This is a genomic window from Aeromicrobium sp. Root236 (genome assembly GCF_001428805.1).
Classification (GTDB): domain Bacteria; phylum Actinomycetota; class Actinomycetes; order Propionibacteriales; family Nocardioidaceae; genus Aeromicrobium.
The window spans coordinates 3,046,735-3,068,874 of sequence record NZ_LMIS01000001.1 but is presented as its reverse complement, the minus strand read 5'-3'; the positions used below and the strand labels follow the sequence as shown (position 1 = coordinate 3,068,874).

Below are 22,140 nucleotides of genomic sequence, written 5' to 3'. Positions count from 1 at the left end.
CTATCGGACGACCCGCAGCGTGACGGTGCGGACCACGGCGTCGACGGTGGGACTGCCGGCGTACGCCACGCTCATGGCGTACGAGCGGGCGCCCAGCCTCGGCAGGGTCACGGTCGCCTTGCCCTTCGCGTCGAGCGTCACGGTGCGCTGGACGTAGTACTTGCCGCCGGCCCTGACCCGGATCGTGGCGCGCCCCGAGACCGGAGTCGCCGGGGTGGCCAGCACCGTGACCTTGATCGTCGCCCGCGAGCTCGGCTTGATCTTCGACGGGATGCTGAGCGACACCTTCCCCGCGGCCTTGATCACGGTGAGCGTCACCGTGTCGTCGGACGCGCGATACTCCGCGTCGCCGTCATAGCGGACGGTCAGCTCGTTCACGCCGACCGCGCCGAGGTCCTTCGTGCTGACCGTCACCGTGGCGCGGCCGCCGGCCAGGGTCCCCGTGCCGACGAGGGTGTCGCCGTCGAGCACACGCACCTGGCCGGTCGGCGTCGGTCCGGCGCCGTTGACCCGTGCCGTCACGGTCACGTTCGAGCCGTAGCGCACCTTGCTCGCCGACAGCGTGGCCACCGTCACCGAGTCGTGCAGGCCCTGCCCGACGGCTGGCACCGTCACCGAGTTCGGCTCCTCGGCGTTGCCCGCCTTGTCGACCGCCCGGAACTGCACGGCGGTCTCGCCGGAGCCGACCTGGACGGAGCTGCCTGTGGTCCAGTCCCCCGACGTGCCGAGCCGCGACTCGACCCGGGCGACGCCCGAGGTCTCGTCGGCGGCGACCAGGGTGACGGTACGCCCGGCGGCGACCGTCGCCTTGCTGATCGGCGCCGCGGTGTCGACCTTGAGGTCGAGCGTCTGGACCGGCGAGACGTTGCCGCTCGCGTCCGTCGCCCTCGCTCGTACGGAGTGCTTGCCCTCGCCGGTGACCTGCACCGTGACCTCGTCATCCTCCACGGCGACCCACGGCCCCTCGTCGACGGATGTCTCGACGCCGGCGACCTCGCGGTCGTCGAAGCCGGCGGCCGTGACCTTGACGGGTGCGGTCGTCCACCAGCCGACCTCGCCGTCAGGTGCGACCGGGTCGGTGGTCAGCGTGACGCTCGGGTCGAGCGCGTCGGTGACCGTGACGGTCGCCGTGGCGCGCACCGTCGAGCCCGGAGCCACGTCGCCCTGGACCTCGAACGTGCCGACGTCTGCGTACTTCGACGGGTCGACCGCGTCCCAGTCGACGGTCTTCTCGGCCGTCGAGCCGTCGGCGAAGTGCACCGTCGCCTTGGCCGGCAGCACCGGTGCGGTGCCGGCCTTGGTCGTCGCCGTCAGCGGGTCGACCGACTCGACGAGGAGGTTCGGCTGCAGGTCGAGACGCATCCGGTCGAGCTCATCCTGCGTCACCGGCAGCACCGTGCCGTGCCGCGGGCTGCTCGGCAGGTCCGCGTCGGGCACCGCCGTCCAGTCCGCCGACGCGATGTCGTGCGTCTCGAATGCCATGTAGCCCTGACCGCCGTGATAGCTCGGCTGGTCGATGAACATGATCCAGTGGTCGGGGTCGTCGTTGTCGCGGAAGACCGTCGGGCCCTCGCCGCCGGTGAAGGTGCCGCCCCACGGGTTGGGCTGGCCGAGGCCGACCTTCTCCTTGACGAGCTGCCAGCCCGGCGTCGACGTCGTGGTCGGCAGCGAGCCGGTGACGGTGGCGAGCAGGTCGGTCGACTTCTCCTGGCGCGGGATCATGTACGCCTCGTCCTTGACGACGCGGTAGAACGTGTCGCCGTCCTTGACGACGGTCGCATCGATCATGCCCTTGCCGGTCCCGCGCTTGACGTCGATCCACGGCTTGGGGTCGCTGAACGTCACGAAGTCGCGCGTCGTCGCGTACATCATCCGCTGGTACGACGTGTTGATGTCGCGGCCCGCGGTCTGGGTCGTGGGGTAGAGCGCCGACGCCCAGTAGACGACGTACTCACCGGTGTTCTCGTCGTAGTACGACTCCGGAGCCCACGTGTTGCCGGCGAAGTCCGACGACACCTTGACGTGCCGCTGGTTGCCCCAGTGCACGAGGTCGGTCGACTCCCACACCTCGAGGTACTTGCTGCCGGTCTCCTGGGCCTCGCCGAAGTCGACCGCCGGGTACGCCTTGAGGTCGGTCGCGAGCAGGTAGAACCGGTCGCCCTCGTGCGAGCGGATGATGAACGGGTCGCGCAGGCCCTTGGTGCCGAACTGCGACGCCAGGACGGGCTTGCCGTCGTTGAGCTCGTCGTAGTCGAGCGGGTCGTCGCCCTTGCTGGCGCCCATGTAGATCTTCTCGCCGTCGTCCGTGCTCTCGCCGGCGAAGTAGGCGAACGCGTACGCCTCGAAGTCCAGCGGTGCCGGGGCCGGCTTGACCGTCAGGACGATGTCGCGGGTGCCGGTCGTGGAGCCGAGCGTGCCCGTGGCGGTCAGCGTGACCTCGACGGGATCGGCGCCGTGCGCAGGCCGGGTGACCTCGCCGGTCGCGGTCACGACGCCGGGCTTCGACGACGACCAGCTGATGGTCGTGCCCGAGCTGCCCTTGGTCGGCAGCGTCAGGTTGCCGCGTACGTCGTCGGGGTGCACGAGCTCGATCGCGTCGAGGGCTGCCTGCACCTTGCCGGCGTCGTCGAGCTCGTCCTCGAGTACCGTCACCGCGAAGTCCTTCGTCGTGCTCACGGCCCCGTGGGTGATGGTGGCCGTGAGGGTGACGGCGGCGTCGCCGGCACCGTGCGCGGGCCGGGTCACGGCGCCTGCGCTGCTGACGGTGGACGGGGCCGATGAGGCCCACGTGATCGTCGACCCTGCGGAGCCCTTGACCGGCAGCGTCAGGTCGGCGGTGACCGCCGACGTGTCGCCGAGCGTCAGGCTCGCCTTGTCGGCGGTGGTCACCGCGGTCGAGGTCTTGGCCGACAGCGTCGCCGCGTCGCCGGCGTCGAGCGCCCGGTCGTAGATGCGGAAGTCGCGGATCGTGCCCTTGAACGAGAGGTCGCCCGCGTACGCCGAGCGGCCGAGGACGTTGCGCGTCGTCGTGCCGTCGGGCTCGCCGAGGTCAGAGGGCTTCGCGGTGATGTTGGAGTTGGAGGCGACGAGCAGGCCGTCCTCGTACAGCTTGCTGGTGCCCGGCGATGCCGGCGTGCCACCGTCGACGGTCAGGGTCACGTGCTTCCACACGCCGGTGCTCAGTCCGCCGGCGCGCGAGGCACTCTGCTCCGTCGCGAAGCCACCGGCCGCCATCGTGCCGCGGTAGCGGCCGTTGGAGTCGTTGGTCACGAACAGGTAGCCCGTGCCGTTGGGGTAGTTCGCGGTGTTGCCGAGGTTGAACATGAACCAGTTGCCGCTCAGCGCCGGGTCGACCTTGACGTCGAAGTCGACGCTGACGTCGTCGAGGCCCGCCAGCAGGTTGTTCGGCAGCGTGATGGCGTTGCCACTGCTGTTCGCCCCGCCGCCGAACGTGAACCCGTCTCCGGCGTTCCACGACGCCGTGCCGGTCACGGTGCCGTTGCGGCCGTGGCCCGACGAGTCCACGGCGGTCGTGCCGCTGGTCTCGTCGAGCTTGTACCAGGCGACAAGCCCCGTGGACACGTCACTCGCGGAGGCCGGCATCGTCGCCAACCCCGTCGCGGTCACGGCCACGCTCACGGCAGCCGCGATCAGGCCACGCGAGACCTTGGTGGTGATCTTCATGGAACGCCCCTTGCTGATGGTGGTGGTCACGGCCGGCCTACTTCACTCGGAGGTGGATCGACGCCGCGGACGAGCCGGTGACGGTCGCCGTGCCGGAGTACCTGACCCGCAAGGAGTAGGTGTCCCGCTTCGACAGCCGCGGCAGCGTGATGGTGACCCGGCCCGTCGAGCTGACCTGGCCGGTGCGCTCGGTGACGAGCTTGCCGTCGCGATAGACCTTGACGGTCGCCGTGCCGCCGCGAGCCGTGGACGGGCTGGTCGTGACCGTCACCGAGACCTTGGCGCGCTGCGACCGCTTGACGGTCGTGGGTGACACCGTCGCCCTGGTGCGCGACGACGCCTTCGACACGGTGATGCCCGCCGAGTCCTCGGAGGCGGCGTGCGCGGCGCTGCCGGCGTACCGGGCGACCAGCGTCCTGGTGCCGACACCGAGGCTCGACGCCTTGAGGCTGAGCACCACCTGGCCGTTGGTCAGCACGCCGGACGCGATCAGCGTCGCACCGGAGCGGATCGACACCTCGCCGGTCGGGGTGCCGGCCGTGGCCTTGACCCGTACGGTCGCGGTCGTCTTGTCGCCGACCCTGATCGCCGAGCTCGACAGCGTCAGTGCGGTGACCGTCGCGGTGAGCTGCTGGCCCTTGGCCGGCACCACGCTCGCGTTGGTCGCCTCGACGTTGCCGAGCTTGTCGATCGCGCGGAACTCGACGGTCGTCTCCTCGTCACCGACCGTCACGGGCTGCGCGTACGTCGCCCAGTCCCCCGCGCCGACGCGGAACTCGATGCGATCGAGGCCGGCGCCGGAGTCCGCCGCCGTGAGGGTCACGGTGCGCGCCTCGGCGTCGACGACGGCCTTGGAGACCGGCGGCGTCGCGTCGATCGTGAACGACACCGGGCGGGTCTCGCCGACGTTGCCCGACGAGTCGACCGCCCGGACCGCGACGGTGTGCGCGCCGTTGCCGGCGACCTCGAACGAGGCGTTCGCGCCGTCCTTCGCGGTGAACGCTCCCCCGTCGACCGAGACCTCGAGGTGGTCGACCTTGCGGTCGTCTGTCGCCTCGACCTTGACCGTCACCGGGTCGGCGTAGGTGCCGCGAGAGCTGGCGCCCTCGAGGTCGAGGCTCGACACGACGGGCGCCTCGGCGTCGACCGTCTCCATCCGCAGGAACGTGACCGACGAGGCCGGGAACTCGTAGCTGAACGAGTCCGAGAGGCCGTCGACCGAGCTCGTGAACGGCACGACCTTGGTCTTGCTCGCCTTGGAGTTGGTGTCGGCCAGCGACGACGCGGTCAGCTGCGTGACCTTGCCGGTGCCCTTGATGCCCACGTCGGAGACGTCGACCGCGGTGCGGACCGGCTTGGTCGCGGTGTTGACGACCTTGGCGACCAGGTCGCCCGACTTCTTGTCGCGCGTGACGACCTGGAACAGCTTCTCGGTCGAGGCCGCCTCGTCGTACGACATCTGCAGCTCACCGTCGAGGTAGAGCTTGATCGTGTGCCCCTCGACCACGACCTTGATGTGGTACGTCTGGCCGGTCACGAGGCTCGTGTTCTCCAGCGCCTTGACCTCCGACGCCGCACCGCCGGACGCCTTCTGCAGCACCGACCGGGTGTTGTTCCAGCCGCCGATGTTCCACCAGTAGAAGTCGTTGGTGTCCTTGGCGCCGAAGCCGACCAGGAAGCCCTCCGCTCCCGACTGCTTCGTGGCGTCGAGCTCGAGCGTGTAGTTGCTCCAGTCCTTCGCGTACGCACCGGTGACTATGCTGCGGGCGTCGTTGACCGACGTCGACGACTGCACGTACTTGCCACCCGTCGCAGCCCACGTGCCCGACTGCGGCGACCACTTCGACGCGTCGTCGAACTGGTCGGAGAAGAGCGTGTCGCCGGTGTCGTTCGACTTCACCGTCAGGTTGTCGTACGCCGCTGCGGTGCTCCAGGTCGACAGGAAGACGCCGCCCGAGATGTCCTCGGGCTGGTTGACCGCACCGTCGAACGTGCTGGGCACGACCTCGTCGCCGACGTTGTTGCCGAACATCTTCTGGACCTCCCAGTTCGGCGACGACCATGACTCGTCGTTGTCGAACCAGATCGCGTCCGGGGTCCACTGCACGTTGGACTCGTTGGCGAGCAGCGGTGCGTACGACGCGAGCCGCACGACGTCGGCGTTGCGCTGCAGGGCCGTCATGTAGGACGCCTCCGACAGGGCGTTGCCGAACGTGTTGCCGCGCGAGGCGTACTCACCGAGGAAGACCTTGGGTCCGCTGCGGTCGTACGTGTCGTAGCGGTGGTTGTTGGCGAGGAACCAGCTCGGGTCGCGGTAGTAGTGCTCGTCGACCAGGTCCACCTTCTGCGCCCGGTTGAAGTTCCACAGGGTGTCGAAGCGTGCGCCCGAGGAGTCCGGTCCGGCGTTGGAGATGATCTTGATGTCCGGGTACTTGGCCTTGATGGCGTCGCGGAACTTCGGGAAGTTCGCCTCGAACGTCGTGGTGTTCTCCTCGTTGCCCAGCCCGATCATCTTCAGCCCGAACGGCTTGGGGTGACCCAGGGCCGCGCGCTTGGCGCCCCACTCGGTGTCGGTGCCGCCGTTGGCGAACTCGATCAGGTCGACCGTGTCGTCGACCCAGCGGGCGATCTGCGCGGGGTCGTGCATCTCGGCGAGCCCCGCCCCGCCGCAGCCGTTGGCGCCCACGGACAGGACCGGCAGCGGCTGCGCGCCGAGGTCCTCGGCGAGCTCGAAGTACTCCAGGTAGCCGATGCCGTAGGACTGGTTGTAGCCCCAGAAGTTCCAGTTCGTCGGGCGCTGCTCGACCGGCCCGATCGTCTCCTTCCACTGGTACGTCCGCTTGCGATCGGTGTAGTTGCTCTCCTCGTACGAGTTGAACGTGCCGACGTTCGTGACGCAGCCGCCCGGGAAGCGTACGAACGAGGGCTTCATGTCGGCGACCTTCTCGGCCAGGTCCTTGCGGAGCACCGACTTGCCGTTGACCGGGCCGACCCAGCGGTCCTCCGGCATGAACGAGACCATGTCGATGCGGATCGTCGACGCGGCACCCGCGAGCACGGCGTAGCGGCCGGAGTCGGTCGTGTCGGTCGCGGTGACCTCGACGTCGTACTTCTTCCACGTGTCGCTGCCGTCGACCGCGACCTTCGCCGTGGCGGCGACAACTGTGTTGGCGTTGTTCTCCACGCGCAGCGTCAGGTCCTGGGCCGTGGTGCTGCGGGCCCAGATCGAGGCGGTGTAGGTCGCCCCGGCCTTGACCGCGACGCCGTTGTTGAAGCTCGTGTTGCGCACGCCGTCGCCGGCCGCCGCCGCGTCGAGCTTGAGGTAGTTGCGGTTCATGGCGTTGAGCCGCTCGCCGTCGTTGACCACTGACGCCGTCGTGCCGTTGCCGCTGCGGTCGAGCGTCTGCCAGCCGGTGAGCCCGGTGAACGAGCCGTTGTCGGAGGAGTTGAACTCGAACGAGCGGTTGCGGACGAGCTCGGCGTAGAGCCCGCCGTCCGCTGCGTAGTTGATGTCCTCGAAGAAGATGCCGAACATCGTGTCGCTGATCGACGCGCCCTTGCCGGCGCCGTCGACGTGCAGCGACGCGGTGTCGTCGTCGACCTCGGTCAGCGTGAAGCGGGCGGCGTCCTGCCGGTCACCCATCACGATCGCGCCGTTGTCACCCTCCGTCGCGTACGAGTCGCCGTCCGCGCTGCGGATGAACAGCTTGCCGCCGCCGGCGTCGGTGAGCCGCAGCGCGGTGGGGTCGGTCCCGAGGGTCAGCCGGCCGTCGTCGACCGCGACGGGCTTGCCGTCGTCCTTGGTGCGCAGGTTCACCGCGCCGTCACCGGCCGCCTCGGCGGTCAGCCGCAGGCTCGCCGTCGGCGGGGCGGTTGTCAGCCTGAGGTCCGTGCCGTCACTGACGAGATAGGGCTTGTCGCCGACGCTCCTGAGGGCGAACGTGGTGCTCGGGACGATGTCGTCGCCCTGCGCGGCGTCGACCGAGAAGTAGTCGAACGTGGTCGGCAGCGCCGTGCCGTCCTGGGCGCCCAAGGCGTACAGACCCACCTGCGTGGTCTCGAAGGCGACGTCGACGGACCCGGCAGGGATCCACGCGTCGGTCTCGTCGTTCCAGTAGCTCGTCGTGATGGTGGCCCCGACCCGCTGCAGGCGCAGGGTCACCGAGCTCGCGCCCGGGAGGTCCGCGAACGAGGCGGCGCGGAACGAGGCGCCCGTCTCGACGTCGTTCTCGACCGCGATGCCGGACGGCGAGAGGTTGCCGACGAACGTCAGTCCCGACCGTACGTAGTTGTCGATGTCCTTCCACGCGATCAGGCCAGCACCTTGGTAGACCTTGCCGACGGGCGCGGAGAGCTTCGTGACCGCCGTGAAGTCACCGGCCGGGACGTCGACCATGAAGATGTTCTTGGCGGTGTTGGTGCCCTGGTACGTGTCGCCGGCCTGGCCGCTGACGGCGAGCTTGCCGTCGGCCACGGAGTAGGCGTCGGTGTCCTCGTTGGTGATGTTCCAGTCCGCCGACAGGCTGCTGCCGGTGAAGTCGTCGCGCCAGCCCGTGGTCGTCGGTTCCGCCGCGCGTGCCGTCTGCGGCGACAGCATTGTGAGCGTTAACAACGCTGCGATGGCAAACATCGCGCCGTGTCGCAGCTGGCGCCGTCCGGTGATCGGGGTGGAGGTTCTCACGATGTGCCTGCTCTCGGAAGGTGGTGCCGACATCTTGAAGAGGAGTGGAAACCGGCCGGCACCACCTCACTGGAGGAGAGGAGGTGGTGCCGCCCGGGGCTTTAGCTGACGCGGATGGTGACCGTGTCCGAGCTGGAGAGCACCCCGGCGGATCCCCGATAGGAGAACCGGAAGGTGTGCGTGCCTCGTTTGACGACGCGATAGCTCGCCGAGACCTTGCCGCCGTGAACCGTCAGCGTCTTGATGCGCCGGCCGCGGTAGTAGACGTCGACCTTGCCGTCGGCCGCGACCTTGCCGGCGCTGATCGAGGCGCGCAGCTTGACTGTCGTGCCACTGCGCACCGAGGTGTCGCTGAGCGAGGCCTTCGTACGGCTGACCGCCTTGGCGACCTTGGCGGTCGGCTGCGAGACCGCGGTTCCGGGCGTGACGCCGGCCTTGGTGGCGGTGACCTGCACCGCGATGCGGTGCCCGGCGTCCTTGCCGGTCAGCCGGTACGTCCGTCCGGTGGCGCCGGCGATGCGTACGCCGTCGCGCAGCCAGCGCCGCGAGAACGTCAGACCGGTCTGGTCCCACTCGCCGTCGAACGCCGTCAGGAGCGAGCCGACGCGCGGGACGCCGAGCACGACCGGGGCGGTCGTCGCGACCGGTGCCGCGCCGGGGCCGGGGTCGACCGCCTTCGCGATCTCGAGCGAGCCCGTCACACCTTGGTTGCCGGCCGCGTCCGTGGCCCGGTAGGTCATGGTGTGCGCCGCGCCGTCGACCTGCACGGGCGCCGCGTACGTCAGCCAGTCTCCGCCGTCGAGCTGGTACTGCACCGCGGCGACGCCGGAGTCCGCGTCGGTCGCGGTCAGCGTGACGGTGCGGTCGTCGAGCCCGGCGGAGACCGACGGGTCCGTGACGTCGACCTTGGCGGACAGCGATGCGACGTCGCTCCAGATCAGGTTGTCGCCCTGGGCGCGGTAGTCGATGCCGTGCGTGCCGGCGTCAAGTGCGACGGGTGCGTCGTACGCCGTCCAGGTGCCGCCGTCGATGCGGTACTGGAGCGCCTTGACCCCACTGCCACCCGTGAGGGTCAGCGCGGCTCCCTTGCGGTACCAGCCACCCGTGCCGGCGTGCGAGATCTCCGCCTGCGGCACGGCGCCTTCGTACGCCAGCGGGTCGACGCTCTCGAGGGTCGGGACGACCTTCTTGATCGTGCCGTCGGCGTTGAAGTAGAGCCGGTCGATCGTGGTCTCCCGGTGGGTGCCGTCGCCGCCGGGCATCCCGAAGCGGTGGTAGGCGATGTACCAGTCGTCGGTCCCGGGGACCTGGATGATCGAGCTGTGTCCGGTGCCGAGGATGCCGAGGCTCGTGTCCTTCGTGAGGATCTCGCCCTTGTTCGTGAACGGCCCGGTCGGGCTGTCGGCCATCGCGTAGCCGACGCGGTAGTTCTCGCTGCCGGTGTCGTCGATCGACCAGCTGAGGTAGTACTTCCCCGCGCGCTTGTTCATGAACAGGCCCTCGCGGAAGTCCGCCAGGCCGTCGATCTTGACCCGCTTGCTCACGTCGTACGACGTCATGTCCGCGTTGAGCGGGACGACGTATGCCGAGCCGTTGCCCCAGTAGAGGTAGGACTGGCCGTCGTCATCGGTGAACACCGCCGGGTCGATCTGCTGGGCGTTGTTGTAGTCCGCCTTGCTGACCAGCGGCTTGCCGATCGGGTCCGTGAACGGGCCGAGCGGCGAGTCGGAGACCGCGACGCCGATGTTCTGCTGCGCCGAGAAGTAGAAGTAGTACTTGCCGTCCTTCTCGGTCGCGGTCGGCGCCCAGGCGTTGCTGTCGGCCCACGAGACGTCCGGACCGAGGTCGAGGATCGTGCCGTGCTCGGTCCAGTCGACCAGGTTCTTGGACGACCACACCTTGAACTTCGAGCTGCCCCAGCCGGGGAAGCCGTCAGTCGTGGCGTAGATGTAGTAGGTGTCGCCGAAGCGCACGATGTTCGGATCCGCGTTGTAGCCAGGCAGGATCGGCGACTTCATCTCCACCGCGCGGACCTTCCAGTCCCGGGTGTCGCCGCCCGCCGCCGTGACCGTGAACGTCTTCGCAGCGCCCAGGTCGATCGGGCCCGTGATTTCCGGCGTGATCGTCGACGTCGAGGCGATGTCGAACGCCGGTTGGAGCGCCGACACGTCGGTGCCCTTCTTGACCGGGAGGGTGACGGTGCTCGTCGCCGCGTCGATGATCGGGTCGATCTTGAGGCTGTCGAGCTCGACGCCCGTGATCGCCGTCGGATCCGCGCCGAGATCCTTGACCTCGGCCGCCGACAGCGCGCGGTTGTAGATGCGGAAGTCCTGCACCTTGCCCTTGAGGTACTTGTCCGCGTTGTAGACCGAGCGACCGATGTAGTTGGCCGTCGTCCGTCCGCCACCGATGTCGCCCGGGACGATCGTCACGCCGGTCTTCTCGCCGACCTTGACGCCGTCGAGGTAGATCGTGGCGGTGCCGTCCTTGAGCGTGTACGTCATGGTCTTCCAGGCACCCCGCGGCGCCGACGCATCATCGGTCGCGGTCTGCTCGGTCGTCCAGTTGCCGGTGGCGATCGAGGTCCGGTACTTGTCGTTGCCACTCGTGAAGAGGTAGCCGCTGCCGGCACCGCCGGAGTCGGTGTTGCCGAGACCCCAGATGAAGTACGGATTGGCCTGGCTCGGATCGATCCAGACCTTGGTCGAGACCGTGACCTGGTTGAGCCCCGTCAGCATGTTGTCGGGCAGCTTGACGTGGCCGTTGGTGCCACCGAGGGTCAGCGAGCCGCCGGCCCAGGACGCGTCGCCGCTCAGGGTCCCGTCATAGCCGTTGCCGGACGCGTCCTTCACGGTCGTGCCGGAGGTGGCGTCGAACGTGTAGTGCACGACCTCGCCGTCCGCGTTCGCCTTGACCGGGTCGGGATCGTTGCGGAGCCGCTTGAGCTCGTCGGCCGTGACCGGGATGACCGTGCCGTGACGCGGGCTGCCGGGAAGCTTGTAGCTGGCGGGCACCTTCCAGTCGGGCGCGTTGATGTCGTTCGTGCCGAGCGGGATGTAGCCGCGTCCGCCGTACTCGTCGGTGAACAGGTAGTACTTCGAGCCGGAGGTGTCGCCCGCGTTCGCCTTGAACGCCGTCGGGCCCTCGACCGCGGACGTGCCGGCCTTCTTGCCGATGCACGAGTCCTCGATCTTCCAGGCGGGGTTGTTGATGTCCCAGCCCGGCTGGCTCGCGTCGTCGACGGCGAGGAGGTCGTTGCTCTTCTCCTGGATGATGTCGGAGCAGCCGGTCACGCCGCCCTCGTCCTTGGTGAAGCGGTGGTACGTGCTGCCGTCCTTGAGCACCGTCGAGTCGATGCGTGAGGCGCCGAAGTCCTGCCAGACCTTGGGCTTGCTGAACGTCCGGAAGTCGCGCGTCGTGGCGTACAGCATCTTCTGGTACGTCGAGCCGGTGTGGTCGGGGTCGCTCTCGGCGTACAGCTTGGAGGCCCAGAACACGACGTACGAGCCGAGCTCGTCGGACCAGTAGGCCTCGGGCGCCCAGGTGTTGCCCGCGGTGTCGGGCGAGACCTTGACGTGGCGCTGTGCGGACCAGTTCACGAGGTCGGTCGACTCCCAGACCTCGAGGTACTTGCTGCCCTTGCGCTGCGAGGTGTCCCAGTCGGTCGCGTCGATGTCGAGGTCCGTCGCGATGAGGTAGAACTTGTCGCCCTCGGGCGAGCGGATCAGGAACGGGTCGCGCAGGCCGGTCGTGCCCATGGTCGACTTGAGCGTGGCCTTGCCGCCGTTGAGCTCGTCCCACTGCAGGGCGTTGTTGCCACGGCTGGCGGCGAAGAAGATGCTCTCCTCTGCTCCGGTGAAGTAGCTGAACGCGTAGCCGGCATAGGGGCCGAGCTCGGGCTTCGGCGTGACGGTGGCGGTGATCTGGCGGGTCGCGGTGGCCGAGCCGGCCGTCACGGTCGCGGTCAGGTGGACGGTCGCGGGGTCGGCGCCGTGGGCCGGCCGGTGGACGATGCCGTCGGTGTCGATGATCGAGGCGTTGTCCGAGGCCCAGGCGATCGTCGTGCCGTGGCTGCCGCTGGTGGGCAGCGTGATGTTGCCGCGCACGTCGTCGACGTCGGGGATCGTGATGGCGGCCGCGTCGGCGTCAGCCTTCTCCTGATCGCCCTCAGCCGGCAGCACCGTGGCCTGGAACGTCTTGGTGTCGCTGGCAGTGCCACGCGTCAACGTCGCGGTGAGCGTGACGGTGGCCGGGTCGTCGGTCGGGCTCGGGCGGGTCACGGTGCCGTTGTCGGCGATGACGGCGGTGTTGCTGGAGGACCAGGTCACGGCCGAACCGCGCTGGCCGGTCGCCGGGAGCGTCAGGTTGCCGGTGACGGCCGAGAGGTCGCCGAGCGACAGCACGGCCTTGTCGGACGCGACGATGTCGGCATCGGTCGGTGCCAGCGAGGTGACCTCGGCGGCGGTGAGCGCGCGGTTGTAGATGCGGAAGTTGCGGACCTTGCCCTTGAGGAACTTGTCGGCGGCGTAGTTGGACTTGCCGATGTTGTTGTTGACCGTCGTGCCGCCGCCGATGTCGCTCGGCTTGACCGTGACGGCGGTGTTCTGCGCGACCTGGACACCGTCCTCGTACAGGGTGCCGGTCGTGCCGGTCTGCGTGTAGGTGATGGTCTTCCAGACCCCGCGGGTCAGGGCTGCACCCTTGGTGGTGACCTTCTCGCCCTGCCAGTTCGTGAGCGTCGCGCCGGCGCGGAGCGCGGGGTCGCCGCTGACGAAGAGGTAGCCGGTGCCGTCGCCGGAGGTCGCCGAGTTGCCGAAGCCCCAGAGGAAGTACGGGTTGACCTGGGTCGGCTCCAGGTAGACCTCGGTCGAGACCGTGATCGACGAGAGGCCGGCCATGATGTTGTTGGGCAGCTTGACGTAGTCGTCGGCGCCGTCGAGCGTCAGCCCGCTCGCCCCGCCCCAGGTCGCGCCGCCGTTGAGCGTGCCGTCCTTGCCGTTGCCCGACGAGTCGGTGACGGTCGTGCCGGAGCTCTGCGTCAGGTCGTACTTGAGCACCAACCCGTCCGTCACGTCAGCCGCGTGAGCCGTCGTGGGCAGGCCCACGACCAGTCCTGCGACGAGCGCGAGCACCGCGAGGCAGGCCGATGTGACCCGGGTCACAGACCGAAAAAGGGTAGGGCTGCTCATGATGTCTCCCGATGGATTGGTGTGGTGAGGGTCAGAGACCGGCGGCGAGCCGGTGATATGCCTGGTTCCATCGGAGCTCCCTGAGGAAGCTCCGCGGCGTGGTCTCCGCGTTGATGTGCAGCAGCTCGGTGCTCAGGATCTCGGCGAGGTCGTCGAACTCCTCGAACCCGACCGCCGTCGACAGCACCGTGTGGTGCGGACCGCCGGCCATGATCCAGGCCTCGGCCGCCGTGGCGAGCGACGGGTGCGACTTCCAGACCGCACACGCCACGGGCAGCTGGGGCAACGGCTCGTCGGGCTCGACGAGCGTGACGTCGTTGGCGGTCAGCCGGAACCGGTCACCCAGGTCCGAGAGGCCCACGACGATGCCTTCGCCCTGGTCGGCGACGAACCGCATGCGTACGGGATCCTCGCGGCCGCCGATGCCCAGCGGGTGCACCTCGATCGTCGGCTTGTTCGTCGAGATCGAGGGGCAGACCTCGAGCATGTGGGCACCGAGCGACTTCTCGTTGCCCGGCTCCAGGTGGTACGTGTAGTCCTCCATGAACGACGTCCCGCCGGGGCGGCCGGCCGCCATCGCCTTGGTCGTCCGCACGAGCACCGACGTCTTCCAGTCGCCCTCGCCACCGAAGCCGTAGCCGTCGGCCATCAGCCGCTGGACCGCGAGACCGGGCAGCTGGCGCAGCCCGCCGAGGTCCTCGAAGTTCGTGGTGAACGCGCCGAAGCCGCCCTCCTCGAGGAACTGCCGCATGCCCGCCTCGATGCGCGCGCCGTAGCGCAGCGAGTCGTGCCGGGACCCGCCGACGCGCAGCTCGGCGGCGACGTCGTAGAGGTCCTGGTACTCCGTGACGAGCTTGTCGACGACGGCCTCGTCGACCGCGTCGACGACCTCGACGAGGTCGTTGACGCCGTAGGTGTTGACCGAGACGCCGAACCGCAGCTGCGCCTCGACCTTGTCGCCCTCGGTGACCGCGACGTCGCGCATGTTGTCGCCGAAGCGGGCGAGCTTGAGCGAACGCATCTCCGCGGCACCCGCGGCGGCACGCACCCAGACGCCGATGCGCCGGCCGACGTCAGGGTTGCTGACGTGGCCGACGACGGTCTTGCGGGCGACGCCGAGCCGGGTCTGGATGTAGCCGAACTCCCGGTCGCCGTGTGCGGCCTGGTTGAGGTTCATGAAGTCCATGTCGATCGTGGACCACGGGATCTCGCGGTGGGCCTGCGTGTGCAGGTGCAGGAACGGCTTGCGCAGCGCGTCGAGCCCGTTGATCCACATCTTGGCCGGCGAGAACGTGTGCATCCAGCCGATCAGGCCGAGGCACGAGTCGTCGGCGTTCGCCTCGAGGATCGTCCGACGGATCGCGTCGGACGAGGTCAGGACCGGCTTCCACACGATGCGGATCGAGAGGTCGGGGTGGGCGGCCAGCGTGTCGGCAACCTCACGCGACTGGTCGGCGACCTGCTGAAGCGTCTCCTCGCCGTAGAGGCCCTGGCTTCCGGTCAGGAACCAGATCTCGCGGTCGGCGGTGCTCATGGACGTCTCCTTCTGATGGGTCGCGGGGCTCACTGGCCGTACGCGTTCTGGTAGCGGTCGAAGAGGCTGGCGATCTGCTCCGGCGGGATGGGCACCGGTTCGCCGAGCTGTCGGGCGATGTGGGTCGTACGCGCGACGTCCTCGCACATCACGGCGGCCTTGACCGCCGAGCGGGCGTCCTTGCCGATCGCGAAGACACCGTGGTTCTGCATCAGGACGGCCGGCGAGCTGCTGTCGCGCAGCGTGTCGACGATGCCGCGGCCGATCGAGTCGTCGCCGATCAGGGCGAACGGCCCGACGGGGATCTCGCCGCCGAACTCGTCGGCCATCATCGTGAGCACGCACGGGATCGGCTCGGCGCGGGCCGCCCAGGCCGTGGCGTACGTGGAGTGGGTGTGCACGACGCCGCCGACCTCGGGCAGGTGCCGGTAGACGTACGCCTGTGCGGCGGTGTCGGACGACGGGGCGAGGTCGCCCTCGAGCACCGTGCCCTCGAGGTCCGTGACGACCATGTTCTCCGGCGTCAGGTCGTCGTAGCTGACCCCGCTGGGCTTGATGACCATCATGGCGGCGCCCGGCACGCGGGCCGAGACGTTGCCGGCCGTCCAGACGACGAGCTCGTAGCGGGTCAGCTCGGCGTGCAGGGCGCAGACCTCGCGCCGCAGTCGCAGGATCGTGTCCTGGACGTCCTGGATGAGCGTCATGCCACGCCTCCCGCCAGCGCTTCGCGGCGCAGGGCGTGGAGCCGGTGCATCACGTCGTTGCCGCCACGACCGAAGTGGTCGTGGAGCGCGGTGTACTCGGCGAACAGCCGGTCGTAGACCTTGGAGCGTCCCTCATCGGGCAGTACGACTGCCCGATTGAGGGAGCCCATAGCCTTCGCGGCGGCGCGTATGTCCGCGTACGCGCCAGCCGCGACGGCAGCATGGAGGGCAGAGCCCAGAGCGGGGCCCTGCTCGGACCCGATCACCGAGAGCGGCAACCGGGTCACGTCGGAGTAGATCTGCATGAGGAGCGGGTTCTTGGACAGTCCGCCGGCGATGATGAGCTCCTCGACCGGGACCCCGCTGGCGTTGAACGTCTCGATGATCGTGCGGGTGCCGAACGCCGTCGCCTCGATGAGGGCGCGGTAGACGTCCTCGGGCTTTGTGGCCAGCGTCTGCCCGACGATCAGGCCGGTGAGCTCGTGGTCGACCAGCACCGAGCGGTTGCCGCTGTGCCAGTCGAGCGCGACGAGGCCGTGCGCGCCGACGGGCTGCTTGGCGGCGAGCTCCGTGAGGTGCTCGTGGACGCCGAGGCCTGCCGCATCGGCGGCCTCGCGAACGTACGCCGGCACGCCGTGATCGACGAACCAGCCGAAGATGTCGCCGACGCCGCTCTGTCCGGCCTCGTAGCCCCACGTGCCCGAGACGATGCCGCCGTCGACGACGCCGCACATGCCGGGCACCTCGCGCAGGACGCTGCCGCTCATCACGTGGCACGTCGAGGTGCCCATGATCGCGACCATCTGGCCGGCGTCGACCGCCTGCGCGGCCGGTGCCGTGACGTGCGCGTCGACGTTGCCGACCGCGACGGCGATGCCTTCGGGCAGCCCGGTCCAGCCGGCGGCCTCAGCGGTCAGCGTGCCCGCCGCACGGCCGAGCTGGCCGATGGGCTGGTCGAGTTTAGCGTTAACAAAGTCTGCAAATGCAGGGTTCAGGCCGGCGAGGAAGTCATCCCCCGGGTAGGCGCCGTCCTGCAGGATGCCCTTGTAGCCGGCGGCGCAGGCGTTGCGGACGTACGTGCCGCACAGCTGCCAGACGATCCAGTCGGCCGCCTCGACCCAGCGGTCCATCGCGGCGTAGATCTCGGGGTCCTCCTCGAGGACCTGCAGTCCCTTGGCGAACTCCCACTCCGACGAGATCAGCCCGCCGTAGCGCGGCAGCCACGCCTCGCCCCGCTGCTCGGCGAGCGCGTTGATGCGGTCGGCCTGGCCCTGCGCGGCGTGGTGCTTCCAGAGCTTGACGTACGCGTGCGGGCGGTCCGCGAACTGCGGCAGCTCGTTGAGCGGCGTGCCGTCGGCGAGCGTCGGCACCATGGTGCAGGCGGTGAAGTCGGTGGCGATGCCGATGACGTCGGCCGGGTCGATGCCCGACGCGCGGACGGCCTCGGGAACCGCGGTGCGGAGCACGTCGACGTAGTCCGACGGCACCTGCAGTGCCCAGTCGGGCGGCAGCGGCGAGTCAGGAGTCGTGGGCAGCGCGTCGCTGATCACGGCGTGCGCGTAGGGGTGCACCGCGCTCGCGAGCTCACGGCCGTCCTTGACCGAGACGACGAGGGCGCGCCCCGAGAGGGTGCCGTAGTCGACTCCGACGACGTACTGTTCGCTCACTTCTGGGCCTTTCGGGGGGTCGGTGCCGCCGTGCTCGAGCGGATGATCAGCTCGGGGGCGATGAGTCGTGGGAGGTCTTCGTTCTCGCCGCTGATCGCGGCGTGCAGGACGTCGATCGCGCGGCGGCCGACCTCCTGGAAGTTCTGGCGTACGGTCGTCAGCGGCGGGTTGAGGAACTCGGTCTCGGGGGTGTCGTCGAACCCGACGATGCTGATGTCGTCCGGCACCGCGATGCCGGTCTCGTGCAGCGCATGCATCAGCCCGATGGCCATCTGGTCGTTCGCGACGAACACGGCCGACGGCCGGCCCTCGGACGCGAGCTGGCGGCCCGTGATGTAGCCGCTGCGCGGGGTCCAGTCGCCGAGGTACAGCGGGCCGAGCTCGAGCCCGGCGGCGCGCAGCGCGTCCTCCCAGCCCTGGCGGCGGGCCTCGGCCTCGGTCCACTCGAGCGGACCGCGTACGTGCGCGATCGTCGTGTGGCCGAGCTCGATCAGGTGGGTCGTCGCCTCGTACGCGCCACGGTGCTGGTCGACGCCCACGGCCGACTTGGCCTTGGACAGGTCGCCCTCGACCACGACGAGCGGGACGCCCGGGTCCTGCCGGCGGATCGCGTCGAGCGCCTCGTGCTGCGCGGCGATCATGACGATGCCCTCGACCGACTGGCGCAGCAGGTGGTCGATCGCGTCGGTCAGCGACTGCGCCGTGACGGTCGGCAGGCTCACCGACCCGGCGAAGTAGCCGGCCTGGCGGGCGGCGTCCTCGACGGTGCGGTGGATGCTGTTGGGGCCGTAGAGCCCGGACTCGGTGCTGATGATGCCGATCGTCGACGACTTGCGCGTGACCAGGGCACGGGCGGCGGTGTTGGGCCGGTAGCCGAGCTCCTTGATCGCCGCCTCGACGCGCTTGCGGGTGGAGTCCTTGATGTTGGGCATGCCGTTGATGACCCGCGAGACCGTCTGGTGCGAGACACCGGCGACCTTCGCGACGTCGGCCATGACCGGCGCGTGCTGGGGGTTCGCCGTCATACGGCTCTCCGCGTGAAGAGCCGCTGGATCAGGACGAACAGCAGCAGCAGCACGCCGATCGTGATCTTGGTCCACCACGAGCTGAGCGTGCCGTCGAACGAGATGAACGACTGGATCAGGCCGAGCACGAGGACGCCGACCGCGGAGCCGAGCACCAGGCCCGAGCCGCCGGTCAGCAGCGTGCCGCCGATCACGACCGCGGCGATCGCGTCGAGCTCCATGCCGACCGCACCGAGGTTGTAGCCCGAGAGCGTGTAGATCGAGAACAGCAGGCCGGCGAGGGCGGAGCAGAAGCCGCTGATGACGTAGACGCCGACCTTGGTGCGCGCGACGGCCAGGCCCATGAGCAGCGCCGACTGCTCGCTGCCACCCACGGCGTAGACGGTGCGGCCGAAGCGGGTCATGTGCAGCACCACGGCGGCGATCACGAGCACGATGAGCGCGACGACGACGGACGGAGTGATGAAGTAGTCCCCCATCTCGATCGTGCCGCTGGCGAACGACTTGAAGGTGCCGTTCTCGATCGGGATCGACTCGAGGCTGATGACGTAGCAGAGGCCGCGGGCCAGGAACATGCCCGCCAGCGTCACGATGAACGGCTGGATCTCGAAGTAGTGGATCACCAGACCCATCAGCAGGCCCAGCACCGACCCGGTGAGCAGGACCGTGACGATCACGAGCGGCGCCGACCAACCGGCCCGCAACGTCTCGGCGGCGATCATCGTGGACAGGGCGACGACCGACCCGACCGACAGGTCGATCCCGCCCGTGAGGATCACGAATGTCATGCCGACCGCGAGGACGATGAGGAACGAGTTGTCGACCAGCACGCTCAGGATCGTCTGGGGCGACGAGAACCCTTCGTAGCGGACGCTGCCGGCGCCGAACATCGCGAAGAAGAGCGCGATCGTCGCGATGACGGGATAGAACCGCGGCGGCGGGGTGAACCGGCGGATCGAGTCGGGCAACGAGCTGCCCAGCTCCTTGATCGTGGGTGCCTGGGCGCTCATGCCGGTGTTCCCTTCGCGAGGAGGGACGACGGTCGTCGTACGGAGAGCGCCGCGCGAGCCTTGGGCGACTGCAGCAGGCAGACCACGATGACGACGACGGCCTTGAACAGGTAGTTGGTCTCGGCCGGGATGCCCATCGTCGGGATCGTCGTCGCAAGGGTCTGGATGAACATCGCGCCGATCAGCGTGCCGGTCAGCGAGAACCGGCCGCCGGCCAGCGACGTGCCGCCGATGACCACCGCGAGGATCGCGTCGAGCTCGATGAACAGGCCTGCCGCGTTGGCGTCGGCCGCGCTCGTGTTGGAGGCGATCATCAGGCCCGCGATGCCGGCGCAGAACGCCACGAACACGTAGACGGTCCAGGTGATCGTGCGCGCCCGGACCCCGGCGAGCCGGCTCGCCTCGGGGTTGATGCCGACGGCCTCGATCAGCATGCCGAGCGCCGTACGCCGGGTCAGCACTGCCGTGATGGCGAAGACGGCGAGGGCGATCAGGATCGCGATCGGCAGGCCCAGCACGAATCCCGTGCTCACCTTGCCGAACAGCGAGTTGTTGACCGTGGTGATCTGGCCGTCGGTGATCAGCATCGCCAGGCCGCGACCGGCGGTCATGAGGACGAGCGTCGCGATGATGGGTTGGATGCCCAGCACTGACACCAGGAAGCCGTTCCAGACGCCGAGGAGGACAGCCACGGCCACGGCCATGGTCATCGCGACGATCGCACGGCCTGCGGTCGACTCGTCGGGCGAGCCGGCCATGTAGGTGCACGCGACGGCGCCGGAGATCGCGGCGACCGCGCCGACCGAGAGGTCGATGCCGCGGGTCGCGATCACGAGCGTCATGCCGAGCGCGATCAGCAGCGTCGGGGCGCTGTTGCGGAGGATGTCGATCAGGCTGCCGTAGAGGTGGCCGTCCTGCAGGCGGAGCGAGAAGAAGTCGGGCGTCTTCGTGAGGTTGAGCAGCAGCAGGAGCACGAGGGCCAGGGTGGGCCAGAACAGGTTGTGGCGGACGAACCGCAGGCCGAGGTCACGCATCGTTGCGCACCTCCCCCGCGATGATCTCGAGGACGTCCGAGACGGTCACGTCCTCGTTGGGGCGCTCGTCGATCTTGCGACGGTCGCGCATCACGACGAGGCGGTCGCTGAGGCGCAGGACCTCTTCGAGCTCGGCGGAGATGAACACGACAGACATGCCTTCCTTGGCCAGGTCGGCCACGAGCTGCTGGATCTGCGCCTTGGCGCCGATGTCGATGCCGCGCGTCGGCTCGTCGAGGATCAGGAGCTCGGGCTCGGTGATGAGCCACCGGGCGAGCAGGACCTTCTGCTGGTTGCCGCCGCTGAGGTTGCGCATCAGCGCGTTGGGATCGGCCGGGCGGATGTCGAGCGCCTCGATGTACTTCTTGACGAGGCGGTCCTTGGTCCTGGCGGGGATCGGCCGCAGCCAGCCCCGCGACGCCTGCATCGCGAGGACCATGTTGTCGGCGATCGACAGGTCGGCGATGACGCCCTCGGACCGGCGGTTCTCGCTCGAGAACGCGATCTTGTGGTCGATCGCCTGACGGGGCGTGCGGAGCTTGGTGCCCTTGGAGCGCATGCGCATGTCGCCGTGGTCCGCGGTGTCGGCGCCGAACAGCAGCCGGGCGAGCTCGGTGCGGCCCGAGCCGAGGAGGCCGGCGATGCCGATGACCTCACCCTCGAACACCTTGAGGTCGACCGACTCGACGCTGCCCTTGCGGCCCAGCTCGATGACCTCCATGAGCGGCGCGCCCTGGGTCTTGACGGTGTGCTCCTCAGCGGCCTGCTCGATCTTGTCGAGCGTCTCCAGCTCGCGGCCGATCATGGCCTGCACGAGCTGCAGCTGGGTCGTCTCGGCGGTGACGTACTCGCCGACGAACTGGCCGTTGCGCAGCACCGTCATGCGGTCGGAGATCGCGAAGACCTGCTCGAGGAAGTGCGAGACGAACACGATCGCGACGCCCTCGGCGCGGAGCGTGCGCATGACCTCGAACAGCTTGGCGACCTCGTCGGCGTCCAGGCTGGAGGTGGGCTCGTCGAGGATCAGGAGCTCGGCGTCGATGTCGACGGCGCGGGCGATCGCGACGAGCTGCTGGATCGCGATCGGGTGGGTGCCGAGCTGCGACTTGGGATCGATGTCGAGGCCCAGACGGGTCAGGGTCTCCCCCGCGCGACGGTTCATGGCGCGGGTGTCGATGCGGCCGAACGAGCGGGGCTCACGGCCCAGCAGCATGTTCTCGGCAACCGTGAGGTTGGTGCAGAGGTTGACCTCTTGGTAGACGGTGCTGATGCCGGCGGCCTGCGACTCGGCCGGGCTGTGGAACGTACGCGGCTCGCCGCCGACGATGATCGTGCCCTCGTCGATCGAGTAGACGCCGGTCAGCGCCTTGATCAGCGTGGACTTGCCGGCGCCGTTCTCACCCATGAGGGCGTGCACCTCGCCGGGCCGCAGCGTGAGGCCGACGGACTGGAGGGCCTTGACGCCGGGGAAGCTCACCGAGACGCCGCTCATCTGCACGACCGGTTCGGTGCGTGTGGCCTCGGCGGCTTCGGCTGTCATCTGGATCATCTCTTCATTCCTGGAAGTTGGGGTGGGGCCCTGCGCCCTGCGGCGCAGGGCCCCGATTCCGTG

General features: G+C 69.1%; 10 protein-coding genes. All 10 read right to left on the bottom strand.

Annotation, left to right across the window (positions count from 1 at the left end; translation table 11 throughout):
* On the bottom strand, positions 1-3,684 hold the full coding sequence (locus ASE12_RS15365) for an immunoglobulin-like domain-containing protein (RefSeq protein WP_157412972.1): 3,684 nt from the start codon (positions 3,682-3,684) through the stop codon (positions 1-3).
* 37 nt (positions 3,685-3,721) lie between these two features.
* On the bottom strand, positions 3,722-8,365 hold the full coding sequence (locus tag ASE12_RS15360) for an alpha-L-arabinofuranosidase C-terminal domain-containing protein (protein ID WP_162255506.1): 4,644 nt from the start codon (positions 8,363-8,365) through the stop codon (positions 3,722-3,724).
* A gap of 101 nt (positions 8,366-8,466) precedes the next feature.
* Positions 8,467-13,527: a family 43 glycosylhydrolase gene (locus tag ASE12_RS15355; protein ID WP_200955037.1), complete on the bottom strand. Its 5,061-nt coding sequence runs from the start codon at positions 13,525-13,527 to the stop codon at positions 8,467-8,469.
* A 58-nt stretch (positions 13,528-13,585) separates the two neighbouring features.
* A complete protein-coding gene (gene araA / locus ASE12_RS15350; RefSeq protein WP_056402468.1) occupies positions 13,586-15,088 on the bottom strand; it encodes an L-arabinose isomerase in 1,503 nt (500 codons plus the stop codon).
* Between the two features lie 29 nt (positions 15,089-15,117).
* Positions 15,118-15,792, bottom strand: a complete 675-nt coding sequence (locus ASE12_RS15345) for an L-ribulose-5-phosphate 4-epimerase (RefSeq protein WP_056402465.1) — start codon at positions 15,790-15,792, stop codon at positions 15,118-15,120.
* The gene (gene araB / locus ASE12_RS15340) at positions 15,789-17,459 is read right to left on the bottom strand and encodes a ribulokinase (protein WP_056402462.1); all 1,671 of its coding nucleotides are present in this window, start codon (positions 17,457-17,459) and stop codon (positions 15,789-15,791) included. Before araB ends, ASE12_RS15345 begins: the two co-directional genes overlap by 4 nt.
* Positions 17,456-18,484 (bottom strand): LacI family DNA-binding transcriptional regulator, encoded by a 1,029-nt coding sequence (locus ASE12_RS15335; protein ID WP_056402460.1) that lies wholly within the window; start codon positions 18,482-18,484, stop codon positions 17,456-17,458. Before ASE12_RS15335 ends, araB begins: the two co-directional genes overlap by 4 nt.
* Positions 18,481-19,494, bottom strand: coding sequence for a galactofuranose ABC transporter, permease protein YjfF (gene yjfF / locus ASE12_RS15330; RefSeq protein WP_056402457.1), 1,014 nt, complete (start codon positions 19,492-19,494; stop codon positions 18,481-18,483). The genes ASE12_RS15335 and yjfF overlap by 4 nt, the downstream gene beginning before the upstream one ends.
* Positions 19,491-20,528, bottom strand: coding sequence for an ABC transporter permease (locus ASE12_RS15325; protein ID WP_056402454.1), 1,038 nt, complete (start codon positions 20,526-20,528; stop codon positions 19,491-19,493). The genes yjfF and ASE12_RS15325 overlap by 4 nt, the downstream gene beginning before the upstream one ends.
* A complete protein-coding gene (locus ASE12_RS15320) occupies positions 20,521-22,077 on the bottom strand; it encodes a sugar ABC transporter ATP-binding protein (RefSeq protein ID WP_235508925.1) in 1,557 nt (518 codons plus the stop codon). Before ASE12_RS15320 ends, ASE12_RS15325 begins: the two co-directional genes overlap by 8 nt.
* Between the last annotated feature and the right edge of the window lie 63 nt (positions 22,078-22,140).